Source organism: Aurantibacillus circumpalustris (genome assembly GCF_029625215.1).
In the GTDB taxonomy this organism is placed as follows: Bacteria; Bacteroidota; Bacteroidia; order B-17B0; family Aurantibacillaceae; genus Aurantibacillus; species Aurantibacillus circumpalustris.
This window is the reverse complement of the sequence record NZ_CP121197.1, coordinates 2,684,813-2,705,648: the sequence shown is the minus strand read 5'-3', so window position 1 is coordinate 2,705,648 and position 20,836 is coordinate 2,684,813. Positions and strand designations below refer to the sequence as shown.

Sequence of the window (20,836 nt, the reverse complement as noted above, 5' to 3'; positions counted from 1 at the left end):
CTTGTTAAACAGACTGCTTAAACACCGAATTTAAGGCCTTATTCAAAAGGAAGTATTATCTTTATGGGCTCTTAATGAAAAGGATAATTGTACTTATATTTTTCTTGAACTCTCTGTTAGTTAACGCTCAGGACATTCACTTCTCGCAGTTCAATGAACAGCCGTCTTTGGTAAACCCTGCTTTAACGGGAGTTAGAAGTCCTTTAAGATTTTCAGTCGGATACCGCAATCAATGGAGAAGTATCGCCACACCTTACGTAACCTCAGGCGCGTCTTTTGAATCACGTTTAAATACGAGTAGCTGGCAACCATCTGATAAAACTAAAATACAAACTTCAAATCAAAAGAGTCTCGGCAAATTAGCTGCCGGTCTTTCTATTTACAAGGATAATGCTGGAGACGGCAACATGCAATCCATTGAAGCAAATTTATCCTTAGCAACGTTTGTAGCCACCGGCAAAAAAAGTTTTCTTTCTGTGGGACTCCAGGCTAGTTTTGTGCAAAGAAAAATTAACAGTGAAAATTTAATTTTCCCAAATCAATATAACGGTTCTGGTTATGACGCAAGTTTAAATAGCAATGAGAACTTTCAAAATCAAACATTTTCATATCCTGATTTTGCTGCCGGCTTTTTATGGTCATACGGGCAAAATGATCCCAGTATTTTTGGAAAACGCCAATTAAAAGCAAATCTCGGTTTTTCGCTCTACCACTTAAGTAAACCCCGTCCGAATTTTTTAACGAATGCTATTGGTGATAGATCTTTAAAATATGTGTTTCACGGAGATCTTTTACTAGGACTCCCGAACCCTGATTATGCTATTGCTCCAAGCTATCTACTTCAGTTTCGTGGTAAATCGAATGAATTGTTATTGGGTATGCTGGTTAAACGTTACTTTAAAATAGACTCAAAATATACAGGGATAATTAAACGTTCAGCTATAGGCTTCGGTGCTTATTATCGCAATAAAGACGCCGCCATCATTTCAATAACAATCGAAATAAAAGAGCAATTTTATATTGGTGTAAGCTACGATCTTAACGTTTCGAAACTTAAAACGGGCACTAATGCACGTGGGGGTTTTGAATTGACTTTAAAATATACCCCTGCTAGAGCTCCTAAATAATCAAAGTAAGAGATTTCTTGATGATCTTCTTTTCTCGATTCAATAAGTTGTATACCAATTCCTAAGCCTTACTTCAATTTTAGAATTTGTGGTATTAACAAGCGATTTAAATTTTTCCACATCACTCAATCCATCTTTTCCCCTGTAATGATAAGGATAAACGACTTTTGGTTTAAATTCAATTACCGCACTTGCCGCTTGATTAATGTCCATCGTATAAGGTAAATTCATGCACACAAAAGCAACATCAATATTTTTTAACTGTCGCATTTCAGGAATATCTTCTGTATCACCGGACAGGTAAACCATTTTACCACCAAGATTTAATATATAACCATTACCTATTCCTTTTGTATGTTTGGAATCCTTTGCCTCCGGTAAATTATACATCGCAATAGCTGTGATAGAAATCCCTTCAAACTCTGTTGATTTTTCATTCGCTAAAACAATCATTCTCTTTTTTAAATTCTCAGGCATCTTTTCCGCAACAGCTTGTGGGACTATAAACGTAGCCTTATCGGTGTTAATCGTTTCAAGGGTTTTTAAATCCAAATGATCTTGATGAATATCTGTAATTAGAATTAAATCAGGCGCCGCAAGTTTTTCAAATACTCTTTGACCACCATAAGGATCAACATAAATCGTTTTACCATTCCACGTAAACACAAGCGATCCGTGAAAAATCGGCTGAATAATTAATGGTCCTTTTTTGGTTTCTATTTGATCGCTTGTGGGACGCTGAGCAAATAAAGAAAAATTTAATAGTACGAGAAAAATAAAAAGTTGTTTCATGAGAGTGTTTTTAATTAAGTTGATCTTGTACAAACATAACACTATCAAAGGAAAAAAGTTTAGTCTCTTATTTTAACGTCGCTAGAACACACCCAATGATTGAAACTACCAAAGCACCGGCACTTCGAGTGATTTTTGCTAATAGTGCTTTCCAGTGAGCAAAAATTGTATCGAGAAGAAATAGACCGCTCACCACGTCCCGATACGGCCGCTACAAACTATTCCCACGCCAACGACGGGACTTGTGACTCTATCGTGAAATAACAAACCTACGACTAACGTTACCCAGCTTGCTGCTTTTTTCACCCTGAGCTTGTCGAAGGGTAAGATTTAAAAAATAAACCCCATTTTCAAGATCATTCGTTTTAAGAATAAGTGTTTTGTTTTCAAACACAACTTCTTCTTCCCTCATTAAAGCACCAAAGGTATTGTAAATAGAAATTAAATTAAACTCCTTGAGTAAATTTATGTTCGAGATTTTCAGTTGAATGAAATCTTGTGCAGGTACTGGATAAATTTTTAATTCTTCACTTAAGAGCTTTAGTTTTTCAATCCCAACAACATCCATATAAATAGTAACCGTATCTAATTTTACCATACCACATATCTCTTGTCGCACAACGTATGTTGATGTAACAACCGGTTTAACCCAAAATCCTGCTATGGTATCAAGAGTTATACTGCTGGTTGGACTAGTCATTTGATGCCAAACACAAGCTTCATCAATACCAACATCGGTTGTCCGACCTAAAAAAACACTGTCTCCTGCAAACACTGCTGTGTCTCTTCCTGCAAAGGCGGGCAAGTTAAGTTCCACACAAGAAACATCATCTAAATTAAGATCGCACCATTGTTGCGTGGGGTTTTGAATTTGTATGGTTCCAGTATTTGCGTCGCTCAAAAAATTACCAATCACCATGTATTTTTCTACTCCGCTTGCTACAAAAGTTCCGCTTATTTCTACCCAGTTAAGAGTATCAACTATTATGTTACCTGTATTGTTCTTTATTTGTGGTATTAAATAAGTGATTTTTATGTCTGGGTACTTTATGGTATCAAGGGTATTATCTCCAAAAAAAGCACCTATTCCATCGATCCCAAGTGGCGAAGAATTTTTTACATTGACATAAAACTTTACACAATAGGTTTTACCGATAGAAAGAGGGTTTTTTAACACATTCCTAAAGTAACTTCGATTTGTAACAGAGTTGCATCCGCCGCATAAAAAAGTACCAGTTACAAATCCTTTACCTGATTTTGGCTTTTGATATATTGCTGAAAAGCCAGGTACATTGTTTAGACATTCATTTCTGACCTGATAAAGAAAGCTCGAAGTATCTATCCCAGACCAGAATTTAACTCTGTTATTATTAGGGAAGCTATTACAATGTTTTAAGTCTTCAAAACCGCTATTGTTAACATAGTTAACTATTTGCGCGTTCAATGAGCATGTACACAGAACCAAAATAACCAAAACGTGCTTTCTGATTTTTAAACTAAAAAAGCTCAACTCATTTAGAAATAAGTAATTTTTTGGTAATGTTTTCATTTTTGGAATTACGAATAGTAATAAAATAAGTGCCTGGGCTCAACTGAGAGGTACTGATCCGCAAAATATTTTCATCAAAACTTATTAGTTTTTCAAATAGCGTCTCACCAAACATATTACAAATGCATATACTGTTGTAATCTTCAACTAATTTTCCGTTACCTATCCTCAATTCAAAATAATCCTGAGCAGGCACCGGATATACTTTTAATTCCTTTTGTAAGATTTTTAATTTTTCGATGCCTACTGCATCCATATAAATAGTAACCGTATCTAATTTTACCATACCACATATCTCTTGTTGCACAATGTAGGTTGAAGTAACTAATGGTTTAACCCAAAATCCTGCAATGGTATCAAGAGTTACACTTGTAGTTGCGCTTGTCATTTTATACCAAACACAAGCTTCCTTAATTCCGACATCAGGCTCCCTGCCCAGAAATACACTGTCACCTACAAAAACTGACGTATCTCTACCCGCATAAGCAGGGAGATCAAGCTCTATACAAGAAACATCATCTAGATTTAAATCGCACCCTACCTGTGTAGAGCTTTGAAGTTGCACGGTTCCTGTATTTAGGTCACTTAAAAAATTACCGATCACCATATATTTTTCTATCCCTGTTGCTGTAAAAGTTCCACTTATTTCTACCCAGTTAAGAGTATCAACTACCACATTTCCTGTTAGGTTCTTTATTTGTGGTACTAAATAAGTAATTTTTATGTCCGGGTATTTTATGGTATCAAGGGTATTATCCCCAAAAAAAGCACCAATTCCATCTATTCCATTCGGTGAGGAATTTTTCACATTTACGTAAAACTTTACACAATAGCTTTTACCGCTAATCAGTGTTTGTTTCAACTCGTTCCTAAAATAGCTTCTGTTTGTGACCGTATTACACCCGCTACTGCACAAAAAGGTACCCATTACAAACCCCATACCGGATCTTGGCATCTGATAATCAAAACTAAAACCAGGTACGTTATTTAAACTCTCATTCCGCACATAAAACGGATATTTGGTTGTATCAATGCCCGACCACAACTTCGTTTTGTTGCTATTTGGTAAAGATCCTGGACTAAACAATTCTTCAAAACTGCCATTGTTGACATAATTAACTACTTGCGCTTTTAAAAAACAAGCATACACAATCAAAAAAGACAAAACAAGTTTTCTCATTTGTAACCTTTAAGAACAACTTCTATTTAGAAATAACTAATTTTCTGGTAATGTTTTTATTTTGATTATTGCTAATCGCGACAAAGTAAATACCGTTAATTAAGTCTATCTCTAATTTAGCGCTAAAATTCCGGGTTTTCAAATTTTTATTCAGAACAGTCCTGCCACTTACGTCCCTTATTGAAACAAAGAGATCTTCACTTTCGTTCTTACCAAGAAACGTAACGCTATTCTGAGCAGGATTGGGAAATAATTGAACATTCAATTTAGTAGCGTTTATCCATTTTGTATTCTCACTTGATCCGGGATTAGAATACCTCGCTCCAATCTCCTCTTCACAGTCATTTAAAAAGTATAAAGGTTGTTTGGACATGATTTTGTATAAAGCCCTGGCCTGATAGATACAGGCTCCGTTCTCTCCTGGGCATAAATAAGCCAGGTCGCGAAGAGCGGAGCTATCTTCAGAAGTCAACCCGTCTTCTTCCGAATCAAGACACTTCATATATAAGTTGTAGTAGTTCCTGTAATTCAGTTCCACAGTATTTAATTCAGCAGGATTTAATCCATCATTTAAGGTGTGGGCGTCAGAAAAATTACCCTGGTATAATTTTTCTTCGATCTCCATAAAAATACCAATTGTAGTAGATGATTCATTAGAGTAAAAATCTTCTAAACCCGCATCACCGGTTCGAATATCTTCATTAAAATGCAACAAGTGATATAAAGAGTTTTTCATAATATAATAATGTTCGCTTGAATAAAGTTCATCATCATTGTTAGGAATATTAATAACTATCTGGTTTGGACCACCTCCGCATGTATATGAACCACTTGCAACAATGCTAATATTATTACTAAAAGTATAGTTTTGTGTAAAGAGACCATCATTAATAGTAGGTTCCCAAGGCGAGCCACTTTGCACCCAGAGCTTTGAATTGTTAGCATTGCTTGAGTTGTCGACACTTGTTTGTTTATAGTTCGTCCAAGATCCGTTCCATTCATTATCTATAGGTGAGAGGCTGCCTCCCTGTACTCCGATTATTCCATTATTGTTTAAAACCATGCCTTTTCCAATATCTTCCATGGTATTACCGCGCCAATAAGCACCTGCATTTGAACTGTGAAAAACAAAACCTTGATTAGCCCATTTAAGATCGTTGCAGATTACCCTTGGCGATAAAGGCCCAATATTCATTCCGCAAAATATTAAGGAAGACTGAAGGTTGGCGGTGCTGTTTGGAACGCAACTTAGAGTATTTGTTTCAATAACATTATTAGTAATATTGGTAGCGCTACCTATGGTGTTATCCATTTCTATAGCACTTTGCGAGGTACTGTACATATAGTCCGTACGAAGCGTTACAACATTGTTCTTTACCAGTGTCGGAAGACCCGACATACCATTAATATAAATTCCCCTAAAAACCCTGTCAAGAATATTGTCCTGAACAACTAAGCTACTTCCTGATGCAACTTGCATAGTTGTCGAAAAAGGAATGTCCAAGGAAATTGCGTAATTCAGATAATTATTCCCCGGACTTGGATTTGAAATATTGGTTACTGGACTAAAAGTATTATTCTTGATTGATATATTGCCGGCATAAATGCCGTAAGTATTATTAGTGTAACTCTGTGCTATAACATAATAGCTGCCCGGTACCGACCCAATCTGGATACCAATCGTTATATTACTAAATTCATTATCCTGAATATTTTGCTCAAAGCGATTTGAATTTAAGGTAATAGCTGATTGTCCTACAACAGTATTATGCACTCCAGGCCAGTTGCTATAAAAAGCGGGAGGTGGAATAAAAGTGGAAGATTGAGTGCTACGAAATATCGCATTCGAGATATCAAATTTATAAGTTTGATTTCCATCAACTCCATACACACAGTCCCAGAATCGGTTTCCAAGACTTGAGTTTGGTGCGGTTAAATCTAATTTAGTATTCATCTGATTATTTGTGATATGTTCGATAGCAGCGCCTCCTTCTAAACTATATGTAGTTATTATTGCACCGACGGACGGAAAATACTCTCTCATTGTATTTTGAAAAACATTGTTAACAGCAAATAAGTTGCTGTTAACAGATTGAATTAGAAAATTATGAGCATCAAAAAGATTAAAATCTGAAGCATTGGATGAAGATCCAATGTTTATACCGTACATTACACTACCACTTGTAACTCCAACATTGTTAAGCTCTATGGCAACCCGCGAATGTAAATTCAAATAAGGATTTTTAAGAGTAGTGATTGAGAAGCCTGTTTGACTTAGGTAGGGAGGAAAGATGTCTGTTGTTGAACTAATTGCTGTGCGAACTTGAGCGGATATTCCTGTTACACTTGAAGATGCTCCAGTCGATGGCCATGTCGTATTGCTGAATGGCATATCTCTGCAAGTGAAAACACAATTCTCAATTTTAAAAGGATATGGATTGACACTTTCTGTATAGTTAGAAATATTTATTCCAATATGGTTCTTATTAAAAATAGTATTTTCAATATCTAAGATGGTGCTATGACTACTTGAATTACTTACATCTATGGCAGTGATTGCATCTTCAATCAAGCAATCATTTCCATTATAGTTAGATGTATATACGACCCCTCCGTTCTGTACAACAATTCCTTGCCACATATTTGCACCGCATGCATAAAAGTGAGACCCTCGGATATCCAAAATAGCGCCACTTGCGACAGTAATTTTTGCATTATTTGTAAACACAAATTCACCACCCAAAAACGCTGTTGTTCCTGCCTGAATTGTAAAATCGCTTGAGATGATCATAGGGCCTGTAAAGACTGTGTTCCCTGGAATGGATGTGGCAGAGAAATTTTGAATGGATGGGGAGCTGCAACAATTTGTAGGCACATTCACCGCAAGAGTCGTTGTACCTGAACAATTATTAACATCAGTTGCAGTTACCGTGTATATTGTAGTAGACAATGGACTGGCGGTTGGTATTGGACCAGTAAGATTGCCTGGTTGCCATACATAATTCAGGTTGTTATTGGCAGGTGAAATAATGCCAAACATTGCAACTCCCCCAGTAATGTTAGAACAATTAAGCGTGTTACTCAAAATTGGCGATAAAGTGTATATAGGTGAAACCACAATATTCTCCCAAAGTGTAGTGAGGCACGTAGTTGAATAAGTAAAAGCTACCGGATAAGTTCCTACCGTTAATGTTCCAGAAAGATTAAAGTCATAATTTGGTGAGTTGAAAGTTACTCCTTGACCAGAAAACGTTCCAGTTGTGCTAGCATAAGTATTGAGATTCGTATAGGTAGCATTTCCACAAACACTGGCTGTCGGAATAGAAAATGTTGCGGATGTTGGATATTGATAAAGTTTAACCTCATCCAAAAACACATAGTAATAGCCACCCGCCCCAACTTGAGCTGCGGTTTTCGCAACATCAACACCAATTAACAAAACATTATGAGGTAAGCTTTGATTAAAAACAAACGTGTGAGTTACCAACGTCCAAGGCAAAAGCGAATTCGTAGCCGCGTTAACGGTAAATTCTGTCAAGATATTTAACCCCAAAGGATAATTTCCGGTTCCTGAACCTTGAGATAAAAAATTGTCTTCTGAAGCAAGGCTGATTACAACTGGAGCTGCGTTTGGATTAGCATTTGCTACACTAATAGACCCCGTATAATTACAAACCATAAACGAAACCTGATAAACATTAGAGGGAGTTAGTGCCGAGCTAAGATTATTTTTCAAAACCTCATTAAAATTGTTTGGCGTCGATGAGTAAGATGCAATTCCTACAATTCGATCATTACCAGTACTTGGACCACTAAAACTATCTAAAGTTGTACCATATGTATTTATTCCAAGATCGTAAGCACCACCAGTAGAACATCCCCTTGTAAAAAGATCTGGACTCAATTCATAATTTTGCCAACAATTTAATAGAGAAATTGGGGCAGTTCCAATATTATTGTAATTACTTCCTATATGAGATCCACATGAGGCGGTTCCTGCGGCAAGATATTCAAAACCACCATTTTGAACTAAATTACAATCATTTCCTGCATTGCAAGCTCCAGGAAAAAAATACACATAAATATAAGTTGCGTTACCGAATTTACCACTTGTATTTTGTGGTATATACTTTATTAAAACCAACCCCATATTTTGACTAGAGTTTACAATTAAACTTGAGCCACTTGTACTTACAGTTGCATTGTTATAGACTACTTCCAAGCAAGAAATAGTTGATGTAAATGGCGAGTCATTTAAAGTGATAGAGCTAATTGGAATTGCAATGGAGTTTCCCGTAGTACTAAAGGTATATACGCCACCGTTAAAACCATCATTAACTCCCCAAATATCGGTTCCACTGCACGACCCAGCCGAGTATGAATAATTAGCCGAAGAAACCGTACTTGAATTTACACCATTTACGGAATAACCTAAATCGCATAGCACAAATCTTTCTTCATCCTTCAAATAACGTTTTATATAACAACTTCCCATTCCGGTTGCATTAACCATGTCAAAATAGAAGTTATTCCAATTTCCTGCAGTCCCAGTGCATACAGTAGTTCCACTTGGATGCGTACACATATCTTCAAAATGACATAAACTACTTCCAGGCTCCCAGCAGAAAGGAGTATAAACTGTTGCAGTTACCGCTGCGCTAGAATATTGTACTGCCGTTCCACAATTCGTTAAGTCCACTGTACAATTCGGTACTGAGCCCTGGGCTAAGACAGTGGCACTACTAGGAAAAAAGGAAAGATTAGTTGTATTGCAAGATGGTGTCGAACTTGATAATAATGGATTTCCCACATTGTCATATAAAAAACTGTCATATCTTGAAAAATAATTATTTGCTTGACTTGAGGGGGGACTATTAAATTGGGAATTTCCAGCAGCATTAATTAAACTTAAAAAACCAAGAATATGCGTAGCTTCATGTAAGATAACACTGTATAAATCATACTCTGTTGCACTGGTTGTTGACGTTGTTAAAGATAAATTCCAAGTGCTATTTGTCGGGCTTGGCGTCGCATTAATAGTCAGTGCTCCGTGGTAAAAAATTTGTACCAGTGTTGTAAATAAATAGTGTCACCGGTAAATTACTGTAAGCATCAACTCCAGTGATAATTGTTTTCCATACTTGATTATCAAGAATGCCCTGGCTGCCATTCGTTGGATTACCCGGTAAAACGTAATAAGGAGTGCCAGTGCCTAAGCCTGGTCCGTTGTTGCAGTATATATTTACATAAGTAGTATTGGACAGAGCCGATAGAGGTGAATTTATTAATGCGGAAAGATCCGAAAATACTTGACATGCAACGGTTCTGGCAGCACTGTTTTGGTCAAGATAACTCCCCGATTCAAAATGGAGTTTGAAATATCCAGCAATGCATGTGTTTGAAACGGAGTTTACTGTGTTTAGGCTATATCTTCCTGCTCCAATTCTCATATCAGCAAGATCAAATGTGCTACCAAAGCGGTCGTGTACGTTATCAAATATTCCGCTAGGAGTTATCTGATTTAAACCTGCGGTGGACTGAGACATCAAGCTCTCAGTTTTCACAATTAAGCATAACAGAAATAAAATTAAAATTGATCTTTTCATGGGGTTTAAATTTTGCTTAATCGAAGCTACGTATAATAAATTATCATTTCGTGGCGGATTCCCGACATAAAATGTCGGAAAACCGACATATGGATTTCAGGAAATGAGAAATAAATACTCTTAAAATTTAACAAAACTGAAGTCTAAGGCTTAATTTACCGCCATGAATGAAAAGACTCTTTTATAATAAAGTTTAAGCTTTTTGAAAAGGCCATTCACTCGTTCGTTTAGCCTTAATAAAATAAACGATTAGGCCTAAGCCAATTACAACAAGTCCTGCCAAAACCATTTCAAAACCCGTAGAAATTAAAATTCCAATCCACATTAAAATAGCAAGTATCACAGGTATTGGAAACAAAGGCATTTTATAAGGAAACACTTCTTTAGGACGTCTGCTCCTCAATAGCAACAGACCAATTGCCTGACCAATAAACTGAACCAGTATGCGCATTGCGAGTATAGCACTAATCACATCACTTAATTTAAAAAGCAAACTAAACACAAACGCAATGCCACCCAAAACCAAAAGTGATACATGCGGGAATTGACGTGTGGGATGTAGCTTAGCAAACACCTTAAAAAAAGCACCGTCAGCGGCCGCTGCATAAGGAATTCTGCTGTATCCCAAGGTCGCAGAAAACACCGAAGCAAAAGCTACCCATAATACCAGGCATGTAACAACAATGGCGGCAGTATCTCCGGCGAGGTACTGCATAAAAATACTGATAACATGTTCGCTCTCTTTTGCTTCCTGCCATGGAATAACACTGGTAACGCTGATGTTCATTGCTAAATACAAAATTGAAATACCTGCAATGGACAAGAACATACTCTTAGGAATGTTTTTTGCCGGGTTTACAATTTCTCCGCCAAGGTGACAAACGTTATAATAACCCAAATAGCTATACACCGTTTTTACACCCGCAAATCCCATCGCTGCGATAAATGCATAGTTTATTGTCAAACCATCATTCATGTGTTGAATAGGTTCAAAAAAGTGACCGTGAGCAATGCCTCCACCAATAATCCATAAAAGAGTAAGAATAACACCAACCCATAAAAACGTACTTATTTTTCCAATGGCTTCAATTTTACGGTATAATAAAATCACAATGAGAATAACGACTCCGCCACTAACGGCTTTAGACATTAAAGGTGTAAGCGGCAACAAATAAGAAAGATAAGAGGCAAATCCTATTGAAGCGGAAGCGATTACCAGTGGCGCTTGTATCATGGTTTGCCAAACAAATAAAAAACTCATCATTTTACCGGCTCCTTTTGGTCCATAGGCTTCTTTCAAAAAATTGTAAGAGCCGCCAGCTTTTGGAAAAGCCGCGCCTAATTCGCTCCACACCATGGCATCAACAAACGATAAGGCTGCGCCAGCTAACCAGGCGTATAAGAAATATGGTCCATTCATCATTCCAATTACCATAGGCAATGTAATGAAGGGACCAATGCCCACCATGTCAATCATGTTGATGGCGGTAGCTTGTGTGAGACCAAGTCGTCTTTGCAGCATAAACGCTTTGTGTTATAACGGGACTAATTTAAATTTAAAATTTGAAGTATACTTCAATAAAGATTTAAATCGAAGGAATATAACTTTATTCTTATTTATCTATCGGTATACTAAAGTATAGCGGCCTCGAACAAATCAATAATATACATTAAGAGGCGCTCTAAATATTGTTCTTAATTTTACATCACAAGAAAAAATATTATGGAAATTGGAATTGATAGTTTTGCAGCCGCAATAGTTGATAATGAGAAAGACAATGCAATTAAAAGTGCAAATGCGCTAGAGCAATTGCTCGATAGAATTGAACACGCCGATAAAGTTGGTTTAGCTATTTTTGGAATTGGTGAACACCACCGCAAAGAATTTTTAGACTCTGCTCCTACCATTATTTTGGCGGCTGCCGCGGCGAAAACAAAAAACATTCATTTAACAAGTGCTGTGACTGTTTTAAGTGCAGCAGATCCGGTTCGTGTGTTTCAAAATTTTGCGACACTTGATCTTATTTCAAAAGGTCGTGCTGAGATGGTAGTTGGTCGTGGCTCTTTCACAGAAGCCTTTCCGCTCTTCGGATTAAATATTAACGACTACGATGAATTATTCTCCGAGAAATTAGAACTCTTATTAAACATACGTGATAATGAAGTCGTGAATTGGTCTGGTAAATTTCGTCCGGTATTAAAAAATCAGGCAATTTATCCACGACCTTTGCAAAATCCTTTTCCTGTATGGATAGGCGTTGGCGGAACACCAGAATCATTTGTGAGAGCTGGAACTTTAGGATTACCTTTGATGGTAGCCGTAATTGGCGGAGAAACCCATCGTTTTCGTCCTCTTGTTGATTTGTACCGTGAAGCTGGAAAACGCGCCGGACACGCTCCAGAAAAATTAAAAGTAGGTTTACATTCTTTAGGATATGTTGCAGAAACAACTGAACAAGCAGTGAATGGTTATTTTCCTGGATACGCTGAAACCTTCACCCGTATTGGTAAAGAACGGGGTTGGCCTCCAGTAACGCGTCAACGTTTTGATGCGCAAACTGGAGAAAAAGGTGCGCTTTTAGTCGGCGGACCTGAAGAGATCGCCGAAAAAATACTGAGACACAGTGAAGCGCTTGGCGGTATTTCACGCCTTACTTTTCAAATGGATAATGCTGGTTTGTCTCATGAAAAATTATTGAACGCCATTGAATTGATTGGAACTAAAGTGAAACCGCTTGTAGAAAAGGCGCAAATGAACGCTCCGAATTAGAGCGAAAAAAAAGCTATAATCTACTGATTTACAGTGCATTTTAACGTCTTTTAGTTTTAGATTCCGTCCAATTCTAGAAATAATTTCAAAAATTTACCCTATATTTGTAGTCTGGAAATTAAATTTTTTGTTGTAGACATCTGCGTTTTAAGCAAAAAATTATTCCTTAATTTTTGAAATAAAACAAGTCGAATAAATAAGCCGCGTTAAAAAGAATGATGACCTTTAACTTACCAGAAATACTAGAACTAGAAATTACAGAAACTGTTACTAAAGAAGAAGCTACTAAAGCTTTGATTCTTTACAATGATGATGTAAATACATTTGATTTTGTTTCTGAATCACTTATTAAAGTTTGTAAGCACGATGCGCTTCAAGCTGAGCAATGCACTTATCTTGTTCATTATACTGGTAAATGTGTTGTGAAAAATGGCGCGTTTAAAGTTCTTAAACCTCTCTGCGAGGCTCTGCTCGATAGGGGTTTGTCAGCTAAAATTGAAGACTAGTTGTCTTTAACAAATTCTATTTCTAAAAATCAATATGAAAAAAATATTATTTACTATAATCATTGCCTCTGCATTGGTTGTTAGCTGCTATAAGAATGCTGTAACCGGAAAACGCTCTATGACTCTTATGCCAGAGGGAGAGCTTATTGGTATGAGTCTTACAGAATATGATAAATTTTTAACTGAGCATCCGAAATTAAACGACAATGATTCGCGCGTTCAACTTGTAAGGAGTTGCGGTATTAAAATTCAGAAAGCGGTAGAACAATTTCATGCAGAAAAAGGCGCGTCAAAAGATTTGGAAGGATTTAAATGGGAGTTTAACGTCGTGGATGAAAACACCATAAACGCTTGGTGCATGCCGGGTGGCAAGGTTGTTGTTTACACGGGACTTCTACCCGTTACTCAAGACGAACAAAGTTTGGCTGTTGTAATGGGACACGAAATAGCACATGCCATTGCAAGACACGGTAACCAAAGAATGAGTCAAGGCTTACTGCTACAATTTGGTGGCGCCGCATTGTCTGTTGCCCTATCTCAAAAACCAGAACTTACACAACAATTGTTTCAGCAAGCTTATGGTATTACCTCAACTTTAGGTACATTAAAATATAGTAGAAGTCATGAAAGCGAAGCTGATCAAATGGGTCTTATTTTTGCCGCTATGGCTGGCTATAATCCTGAAGCAGCAATCACTTTCTGGGAGCGCATGGCGGCAAGTGGTGGACAAAAACCGCCAGAGTTATTAAGCACTCATCCAAGTGATGAAACACGTATAAAAGATTTAAAAGCTTTTATGCCTGAAGCTAAGAAGTATTACAAGCCTTAGGCCGTGTTAGTGTCTTTTTCAAATTGGCACAAAACTTGTGAGTTAGAGAAAATATTTTTAACTTGTACCATCTTTTAAAACCCATTACCATGAAAAAGAACTTTTTTACCACCTTCATTATTTCTCTATTCTTGTTTAACTTAAACGCTCAAATTACAGGATTTGAAGTTAATGACGTCGATCATGGGAATATACTTGTAAGCAACAACAGCGAGTTTGCTCTAACAACTAATGCTTTTGCGACCTCCGGTGTTTATTTTCAGATTAAAAACATAAGCCCATTCACACAAACACTCCAAATTATTAAGGAAGACGTGCTGTTGAACATCACTAACATTCCTGATACTGCGAAGGCTTATTTTTGTACTGGAACAACCTGCTATCTACCTTCCACTAATAATGTTACTATTCCCATTAGCGCTAACGAGGTGATTGATTTTAGAGGAGATCTAGACGAAGCAAGCAAGACAGGTTATTCAGAAGTAAAATATAAATTCATAAACGGTGGCCAAGTTTTTTCATTTGTGCTAAAATATAATGGTGTTGTTTCTGTAATTGAAAACAGTGCTACTCTGAGTAACATATCAAATGTGTTTCCAAATCCTACCGCTGGAAATGCCTTCATTAATGTAAATGTTCTTCACGACCAAACACCGATGAACATGCAAGTTATAAATTCGTTGGGTTCAGTAATTTCTTCCAAAGATCAATTTTTAAATAAGGGAAAAAACACTCTGAGTATTAATACAGAAGCATTAAAATCTGGAATTTATTTTGTTTCTCTTAAACAAAGTAACTCTGTGATAACTAAAAAGATTACTGTCGTTAACTAAAACGAACAATTTTTAATGTTCGCTTTTTATAAAAGTACTGGAGTGTCCTGTAAAACTTGGCAATTCATATTGCCTTCTTCATCGAAGTCCCCAATAACAATTTGAGTTGGCACATTGCAGATGCTTAGATCAAAGGGTAATTTCACCTTCACATAATTTTGTGTGAAACCATACATAAAGCCATTTTTATTTTCATGCTCGAAAATAACACTTAAGTTTTTACCTTTTTGTTTTTCATAAAAAGCCCTTAGTTTTTTTGCCGATAAAATTCTTAACATTTTATTCCGACGTTTCCGTTCAGCAATTGGAACAACTCCTTCCATCGAAACAGCTTCGGTATTATCTCGTTCGCTGTATGTAAATACGTGCAAATAAGAAACATCTAAAGCATTTACAAAATTGTACGTCTCTAAAAATTCTTCTTCTGTCTCACCTGGAAAACCAACAATCACATCCACACCGATACAGCAATCAGGCATAAGACTTTTTATTCTTTCCACTCTTTCAGAATATAACTCACGGACATAACGGCGCTTCATTTTTTTAAGAATGGCGTTACTTCCACTTTGTAAAGGAACATGGAAATGCGGTGTGAATAATTTCGATTTACTTACAAATTCAATAATCTCATCTTTTAATAAATTCGGTTCAATGGAAGAAATTCTGAATCGTTCAATACCTTCAACGTCATCCAACTCTTTTACCAAATCAAAAAATGTAAATTCTTTTCTCTTCTTGTTATCTCCATCAATAAACTGACCATAACCAAAATCACCAATGTTCACGCCCGTTAAAACGATTTCCTTTACGCCACTTGAAGCTATTTTTTTTGCATTAGAAATAACATTTTCAATGGTATCACTCCTACTCTTTCCACGCGCAAGAGGAATAGTGCAAAACGTACAGCTATAATCACAACCGTCTTGAACCTTTAAAAAAGAACGCGTCCTATCTCCAACACTATATGCATCCACAAAAAAATCAGCTTCAGAAATTTCGCAATTGTGAATTTGCGCATGGATTTGTTTGCCAGAAAGATTAATATAATTAAGCAATTTAAATTTTTCAGTCGCACCCAACACAACATCAACACCTTCTATCTTAGAAATCTCTTCTGGTTTTAATTGTGCATAACATCCCACAACTGCTATAAAAGCCTCGGGGTTCTTCGCTAAAGCGGCCTTCACAATGGATTTACATTCCTTGTCTGCATTTTCGGTTACCGAACAGGTGTTTATCACATACACATCCGCCGCGTCGTTAAACGTTTTTTTTGTAAATCCTTTTTCCTGAAACAAACGAGCAATCGTTGATGTTTCCGAAAAATTTAATTTACAACCCAGTGTATGAAAAGCGACAGTTTTATCCGAAAAAGGCATTCGGCAAAGATACTGTTTTTAGAAAAATAAATAACAAATAGTTGTTTCTTCAATGAAGCTTATACAAACTAAATTCATAAAAAAGAAGAAAAGCAATTTTTACCGCGTTATTAGGGTGAGACAGAAACCCTTCCGTTCGCTTAAATTGTTTGTGAAAGCCTTGCTTTTATAGTATCTTTATACTCTTTAAAATTTTTATGGAATTACAAGCTTTAACCGCAATCTCACCCGTTGACGGTCGTTATAGAAAAACTACTGAATCATTGGATATTTACTTTTCCGAATACGGATTAATAAAATACCGCGTATTGGTGGAGATTGAGTACTTCATTGCCTTGGCACAATTTGGCCTTCCGCAATTACCTGCTATGAATGATTCTCAGAAGGAGTCCTTAAGAGCCATCTATAAAAATTTTAGTATTGCAGATGCGTTAAAAGTTAAAGAAACTGAGAAGACGACCAATCACGACGTAAAAGCTGTAGAGTATTTTATCAAAGAAAAATTAGAAGGTTTAAAATTATCAGCCTACTCTGAGTTTGTGCACTTTGGCTTAACCTCTCAGGACATTAATAACACAAGTATTCCGCGTTCGTTAAAAGACGCTTCCTTAAATGTTTTGTTTCCAGCGATTAAAGAAATTATTGAAAAAATCACCAGCTTCAGCAAAGATTGGAAAGATATTTCATTACTTGCTAGAACGCACGGTCAGCCTGCTTCTCCTACAAAACTCGGCAAGGAATTTTATGTGTTTGTTGAACGTTTAAACATTCAGTTAGCACAATTGACCCAGATTCCTTTTTCCGCTAAGTTTGGTGGCGCTACCGGTAATTTTAATGCACACCAGGTGGCCTATCCAAAACAAGACTGGATTACTTTCGGAAACAATTTTGTAAATACGACTTTGGGCTTAAATCGCTCACAATTCACTACACAAATAGAGCACTACGATAATATAGGCGCATATTTTGATGCACTAAAACGTATCAACACTATCCTGATAGATTTTTCGCGTGATGTATGGACTTACGTGAGCATGGATTATTTTAAACAAAAACTAAAAGCCGGAGAAGTAGGTTCATCAGCTATGCCGCACAAAGTAAATCCAATTGACTTTGAAAACGCTGAAGGAAACTTAGGTATTGCGAACGCTTTGTTAGAACATTTAGCAGTTAAACTTCCGGTATCCCGCTTACAAAGAGATTTAACGGACAGTACTGTACTAAGAAACATTGGCGTGCCATTAGCACACTCACTTATTTCTTATTCAAGTATTTTAAAAGGCCTAAATAAACTTATTCTAAATGAATCTGCTTTAAAGCAGGATTTAGATAACAACTGGGCTGTCGTAGCAGAAGCTATTCAAACTATTTTAAGAAGAGAAGGATATCCAAAGCCATATGAAGCGCTAAAAGACCTTACGCGCACCAATACGCACATTACACAAGCTTCTTTACAGGAATTTATCAAAGGTTTAAATGTTTCTGATCAAATAAAAGCTGAATTGAAAAACATTACACCGCATAATTACACAGGTATTAATCCAAAATTTTAAATCATGAATAGAGTCTGGACATATATTATCAGTGCGCCTCTCGGCGATGTAGAATTGGATCAACTCTTAAAAGCAGGTACCACTTTTGTTGAACATTGGTCTGCGCATGAAAATAAATTGACCGCGACTTTTGAAATTTTTAAAAAAAGAATTGTGGTTGTGAAAGTTGATGAAGATATTACAGGTGCCAGCGGCTGTAGTATTGACAAACTAACGCGCTTTATAAAAGTTAGCGAAACCATGTTTGGTGTTGAATTATTTAATCGTCTTTTGATTGCCTATAAAAATGGCGAAGAAGTAGAAATCGTTCATTCATCCAAAATAAAAGAACTGCTTGATCAAAAGGTTATTTCAGAAAACAGTATTGTTTACAACACCTCGGTTGGTAATAGAGCAGAACTTGAAGTTTGGGAACAGCCTTTAAAAAACACCTGGTTAAATAAATACCTCAACTAGAATTAAAATTGCAAAAAGCCGTCTATTTGGTTTAAGCAAGCTTTCATCTGAGCCTCAGAAAAACTTCCATCAACATCCATCACCTTATTTACAATAGAAATCGGTAATTTATCGTGGTAGACATGCATTTTTAAATACTGAAGAATTCCTGTTAAATGCTCTAAACCTCTTAAATTTCCAGCTCTACCATCTGCAATACCTACCAAACAAGCATATTTCCCATTCCATTCCTTGGTTGGCATACTGTCTAAAAATATCTTTAAAATCCCCGGAAAACTACCATTATACTCAGGAACTATAAAAACAAATCGCGTTACCGGACTCACGAAATCAGCAATTAATTTGGTGTAAGAATCGCTCCGTTTACCGAAAGTTTCACTAAAAGCAATGTTAACAGGCAAGTCGCAAAAATCTAAAATTTGAGCGTCCATTTGTTTAGATTTAAGAATTTCCGCGTATATCTTACTAACTTTTAAGGTGTTACTATTTGGGCGATTGGTACAGCTTACAACAACAATTTTCTTCATAAAAATTTATCAACACAATGTGAATTCTTTCACGGTTTTGTTAAAAACTAAGGTCGTGAAAAGTCCGCAATTAATTTAATTTTACAAACAGCAATTCTAGCCAATTGTTTATATTTTATGAACATTACGTACTACGGTCATTCTTGTTTTGGTGTTGAAATAAAAGGTAGGAAAATATTATTTGATCCATTTATAAGTCCGAATGAACTAGCAAAAAATATTCGTGTAGAAACCGTGGAGGCTGATTATATTTTGATTTCTCATGGACATGGGGATCATGTTGCAGATGCTGTGGCTATTGCGCAAAGAACAAACGCAAAAGTAATTTGTAATTATGAAATTGGGCTTTGGTTAGAAAAAAAGAACGTTAAAAATATTCACTCGATGAATATTGGTGGAAAAGTGAAATTAGATTTTGGAAATATAAAATGCGTAGCAGCTCAACACAGCAGTGGATTGCCAGACGGAACCTATGGTGGAAATCCTATGGGTTTTGTAATTGAAAGTAGTGAAGGGAATTTTTATTATGCAGGAGATACAGCTCTCACTTATGACATGAAACTTATTGGTGATTATAGAAAAATAGATTTTGCTTTTTTACCCATTGGCGATAATTATACTATGGGCGTTGATAATGCTATTATTGCATGCAATTTTATTCAATGTAACCAAATAATCGGAATGCATTATGATACGTTTGAGTCTATTAAAATTGACAAATTAGAAACGCTCGCAAAATTTGAACGTGCAGGAAAAAAATTAACCTTGATGAAAATTGGTGAAACAAGAGCAACACAGGACTTAAATTAAAAGGAAATGGGAAAAATAATAGCAATAGCGAATCAAAAAGGTGGAGTTGGAAAAACAACAACTGCAATTAATTTAGCCGCAAGCTTAGCGGTATTAGAATATAAAACATTATTGGTTGATGCAGATCCGCAATCGAATGCTACATCAGGTGTGGGAATTGATCCTTCCAATGTAAAAGCAGGTTTGTACGAATGTATCATTGATAGTATTCATCCAAAAGATGTTGTTTTAAAAACTGAAACTCCAAATTTATTCTTACTTCCTACAAATGCCGACCTGGTTGGTGTTGAGCTGGAGTTGGTTAATTTAACCAACAGAGAATACATGATGAAAAAGGCAATTGATAAAATAAAAGATAAATACGATTTTATCATCATCGACTGTTGTCCTTCATTAGGTTTAACAGTTATAAACTCTTTATCAGCCGCTGATAGCGTTATTATTCCGGTACAATGCGAGTATTTTGCTTTGGAAGGAATGGGCAAATTATTGCAAACCATCAAAATTGTACAAGCCCATTTAAATACAGGTTTAGATATTGAAGGCGTTTTACTTACCATGTACGACGGCCGTTTACGCTTGGCTAACCAAGTGGTTGAAGAAGTTAAAACACATTTTCAAGATATGGTGTTTGATACTTTGATTCAACGTAATACAAAACTTGCAGAAGCGCCAAGCTTCGGCAAAACCATCATCATGCATGACGCAGCAGGCAAAGCGTCTAATAGCTACTTAAATCTTGCCCGCGAACTATTGCAACGCAATGGCTTAACGAAGATCAGCGATAGTAACAGGACTATAAGTGTTCAAGAACAAACAGAATTAAGCGAAGACATATAAAAGTTTTAAGTGTTGAATTTTAAGTTTTTAATAGAAAGCATTATTAAAAACTAAACACTAAAAATTAAAAACTAAAAAT

General features: G+C 36.3%; 17 protein-coding genes. 9 read left to right on the top strand and 8 right to left on the bottom strand.

Going from position 1 to position 20,836, the window contains the following annotated elements:
• Positions 1-74: 74 nt before the first annotated feature.
• Complete coding sequence (locus P2086_RS11240) at positions 75-1,127, top strand: PorP/SprF family type IX secretion system membrane protein (RefSeq protein ID WP_317896839.1); 1,053 nt, start codon at positions 75-77, stop codon at positions 1,125-1,127.
• Positions 1,128-1,166: 39 nt separating this feature from the next.
• On the opposite strand, the gene P2086_RS11235 is transcribed toward P2086_RS11240, so the two are convergent.
• The 6 genes from P2086_RS11235 to P2086_RS11210 form a co-directional block, all read right to left on the bottom strand.
• On the bottom strand, positions 1,167-1,919 hold the full coding sequence (locus P2086_RS11235) for an MBL fold metallo-hydrolase (protein ID WP_317896838.1): 753 nt from the start codon (positions 1,917-1,919) through the stop codon (positions 1,167-1,169).
• A gap of 250 nt (positions 1,920-2,169) precedes the next feature.
• Complete coding sequence (locus P2086_RS11230; RefSeq protein WP_317896837.1) at positions 2,170-3,468, bottom strand: T9SS type A sorting domain-containing protein; 1,299 nt, start codon at positions 3,466-3,468, stop codon at positions 2,170-2,172.
• Positions 3,431-4,648, bottom strand: coding sequence for a T9SS type A sorting domain-containing protein (locus P2086_RS11225; protein ID WP_317896836.1), 1,218 nt, complete (start codon positions 4,646-4,648; stop codon positions 3,431-3,433). Before P2086_RS11225 ends, P2086_RS11230 begins: the two co-directional genes overlap by 38 nt.
• Before the next feature lie 22 nt (positions 4,649-4,670).
• A complete protein-coding gene (locus P2086_RS11220) occupies positions 4,671-9,458 on the bottom strand; it encodes a T9SS type A sorting domain-containing protein (RefSeq protein ID WP_317896835.1) in 4,788 nt (1,595 codons plus the stop codon).
• A gap of 223 nt (positions 9,459-9,681) precedes the next feature.
• Positions 9,682-10,254, bottom strand: coding sequence for a hypothetical protein (locus P2086_RS11215; RefSeq protein WP_317896834.1), 573 nt, complete (start codon positions 10,252-10,254; stop codon positions 9,682-9,684).
• Between the two features lie 193 nt (positions 10,255-10,447).
• Positions 10,448-11,776, bottom strand: a complete 1,329-nt coding sequence (locus P2086_RS11210) for an APC family permease (RefSeq protein WP_317896833.1) — start codon at positions 11,774-11,776, stop codon at positions 10,448-10,450.
• 201 nt (positions 11,777-11,977) lie between these two features.
• Here P2086_RS11210 and P2086_RS11205 point away from each other — a divergent pair, with 201 nt between their 5' ends.
• The 4 genes from P2086_RS11205 (at position 11,978) to P2086_RS11190 (ending at position 15,192) form a co-directional block, all read left to right on the top strand.
• Positions 11,978-13,024, top strand: a complete 1,047-nt coding sequence (locus P2086_RS11205) for an LLM class flavin-dependent oxidoreductase (RefSeq protein ID WP_317896832.1) — start codon at positions 11,978-11,980, stop codon at positions 13,022-13,024.
• A 215-nt stretch (positions 13,025-13,239) separates the two neighbouring features.
• The gene (locus tag P2086_RS11200; protein ID WP_317896831.1) at positions 13,240-13,530 is read left to right on the top strand and encodes an ATP-dependent Clp protease adaptor ClpS; all 291 of its coding nucleotides are present in this window, start codon (positions 13,240-13,242) and stop codon (positions 13,528-13,530) included.
• A 34-nt stretch (positions 13,531-13,564) separates the two neighbouring features.
• Positions 13,565-14,359: a M48 family metallopeptidase gene (locus P2086_RS11195; RefSeq protein WP_317896830.1), complete on the top strand. Its 795-nt coding sequence runs from the start codon at positions 13,565-13,567 to the stop codon at positions 14,357-14,359.
• Between the two features lie 89 nt (positions 14,360-14,448).
• Positions 14,449-15,192, top strand: a complete 744-nt coding sequence (locus P2086_RS11190) for a T9SS type A sorting domain-containing protein (protein WP_317896829.1) — start codon at positions 14,449-14,451, stop codon at positions 15,190-15,192.
• A 26-nt stretch (positions 15,193-15,218) separates the two neighbouring features.
• Here the strand turns inward: P2086_RS11190 and mtaB are convergent, their stop codons facing one another.
• Positions 15,219-16,571: a tRNA (N(6)-L-threonylcarbamoyladenosine(37)-C(2))-methylthiotransferase MtaB gene (gene mtaB, locus P2086_RS11185; RefSeq protein ID WP_317896828.1), complete on the bottom strand. Its 1,353-nt coding sequence runs from the start codon at positions 16,569-16,571 to the stop codon at positions 15,219-15,221.
• 197 nt (positions 16,572-16,768) lie between these two features.
• Here mtaB and purB point away from each other — a divergent pair, with 197 nt between their 5' ends.
• Entirely contained in the window at positions 16,769-18,124 is a 1,356-nt protein-coding gene (gene purB / locus P2086_RS11180; protein ID WP_317896827.1) for an adenylosuccinate lyase, read from the top strand.
• A 3-nt stretch (positions 18,125-18,127) separates the two neighbouring features.
• Positions 18,128-18,580, top strand: a complete 453-nt coding sequence (locus P2086_RS11175; protein WP_317896826.1) for a hypothetical protein — start codon at positions 18,128-18,130, stop codon at positions 18,578-18,580.
• Between the two features lie 2 nt (positions 18,581-18,582).
• On the opposite strand, the gene P2086_RS11170 is transcribed toward P2086_RS11175, so the two are convergent.
• A complete protein-coding gene (locus P2086_RS11170; RefSeq protein ID WP_317896825.1) occupies positions 18,583-19,107 on the bottom strand; it encodes an NADPH-dependent FMN reductase in 525 nt (174 codons plus the stop codon).
• Between the two features lie 117 nt (positions 19,108-19,224).
• Here P2086_RS11170 and P2086_RS11165 point away from each other — a divergent pair, with 117 nt between their 5' ends.
• Positions 19,225-19,917, top strand: a complete 693-nt coding sequence (locus tag P2086_RS11165) for a metal-dependent hydrolase (protein ID WP_317896824.1) — start codon at positions 19,225-19,227, stop codon at positions 19,915-19,917.
• Between the two features lie 6 nt (positions 19,918-19,923).
• Complete coding sequence (locus P2086_RS11160) at positions 19,924-20,757, top strand: ParA family protein (RefSeq protein ID WP_317896823.1); 834 nt, start codon at positions 19,924-19,926, stop codon at positions 20,755-20,757.
• The last annotated feature ends 79 nt before the right edge of the window (positions 20,758-20,836 follow it).

What these genes read in the sequence shown, in the direction of transcription:
- P2086_RS11235 (WP_317896838.1), bottom strand. Translation starts at nt 1,919, where the DNA reads ATGAAACAACTTTTTATTTTTCTCGTACTATTAAATTTTTCTTTATTT.
- P2086_RS11215 (WP_317896834.1), bottom strand. Translation starts at nt 10,254, where the DNA reads ATGAAAAGATCAATTTTAATTTTATTTCTGTTATGCTTAATTGTGAAA.
- P2086_RS11230 (WP_317896837.1), bottom strand. Translation starts at nt 3,468, where the DNA reads ATGAAAACATTACCAAAAAATTACTTATTTCTAAATGAGTTGAGCTTT.
- P2086_RS11160 (WP_317896823.1), top strand. Translation starts at nt 19,924, where the DNA reads ATGGGAAAAATAATAGCAATAGCGAATCAAAAAGGTGGAGTTGGAAAA.
- P2086_RS11190 (WP_317896829.1), top strand. Translation starts at nt 14,449, where the DNA reads ATGAAAAAGAACTTTTTTACCACCTTCATTATTTCTCTATTCTTGTTT.
- P2086_RS11175 (WP_317896826.1), top strand. Translation starts at nt 18,128, where the DNA reads ATGAATAGAGTCTGGACATATATTATCAGTGCGCCTCTCGGCGATGTA.
- purB (WP_317896827.1), top strand. Translation starts at nt 16,769, where the DNA reads ATGGAATTACAAGCTTTAACCGCAATCTCACCCGTTGACGGTCGTTAT.
- P2086_RS11225 (WP_317896836.1), bottom strand. Translation starts at nt 4,648, where the DNA reads ATGAGAAAACTTGTTTTGTCTTTTTTGATTGTGTATGCTTGTTTTTTA.
- P2086_RS11240 (WP_317896839.1), top strand. Translation starts at nt 75, where the DNA reads ATGAAAAGGATAATTGTACTTATATTTTTCTTGAACTCTCTGTTAGTT.
- P2086_RS11165 (WP_317896824.1), top strand. Translation starts at nt 19,225, where the DNA reads ATGAACATTACGTACTACGGTCATTCTTGTTTTGGTGTTGAAATAAAA.
- P2086_RS11170 (WP_317896825.1), bottom strand. Translation starts at nt 19,107, where the DNA reads ATGAAGAAAATTGTTGTTGTAAGCTGTACCAATCGCCCAAATAGTAAC.
- P2086_RS11205 (WP_317896832.1), top strand. Translation starts at nt 11,978, where the DNA reads ATGGAAATTGGAATTGATAGTTTTGCAGCCGCAATAGTTGATAATGAG.
- P2086_RS11210 (WP_317896833.1), bottom strand. Translation starts at nt 11,776, where the DNA reads ATGCTGCAAAGACGACTTGGTCTCACACAAGCTACCGCCATCAACATG.
- P2086_RS11195 (WP_317896830.1), top strand. Translation starts at nt 13,565, where the DNA reads ATGAAAAAAATATTATTTACTATAATCATTGCCTCTGCATTGGTTGTT.
- P2086_RS11200 (WP_317896831.1), top strand. Translation starts at nt 13,240, where the DNA reads ATGATGACCTTTAACTTACCAGAAATACTAGAACTAGAAATTACAGAA.
- mtaB (WP_317896828.1), bottom strand. Translation starts at nt 16,571, where the DNA reads ATGCCTTTTTCGGATAAAACTGTCGCTTTTCATACACTGGGTTGTAAA.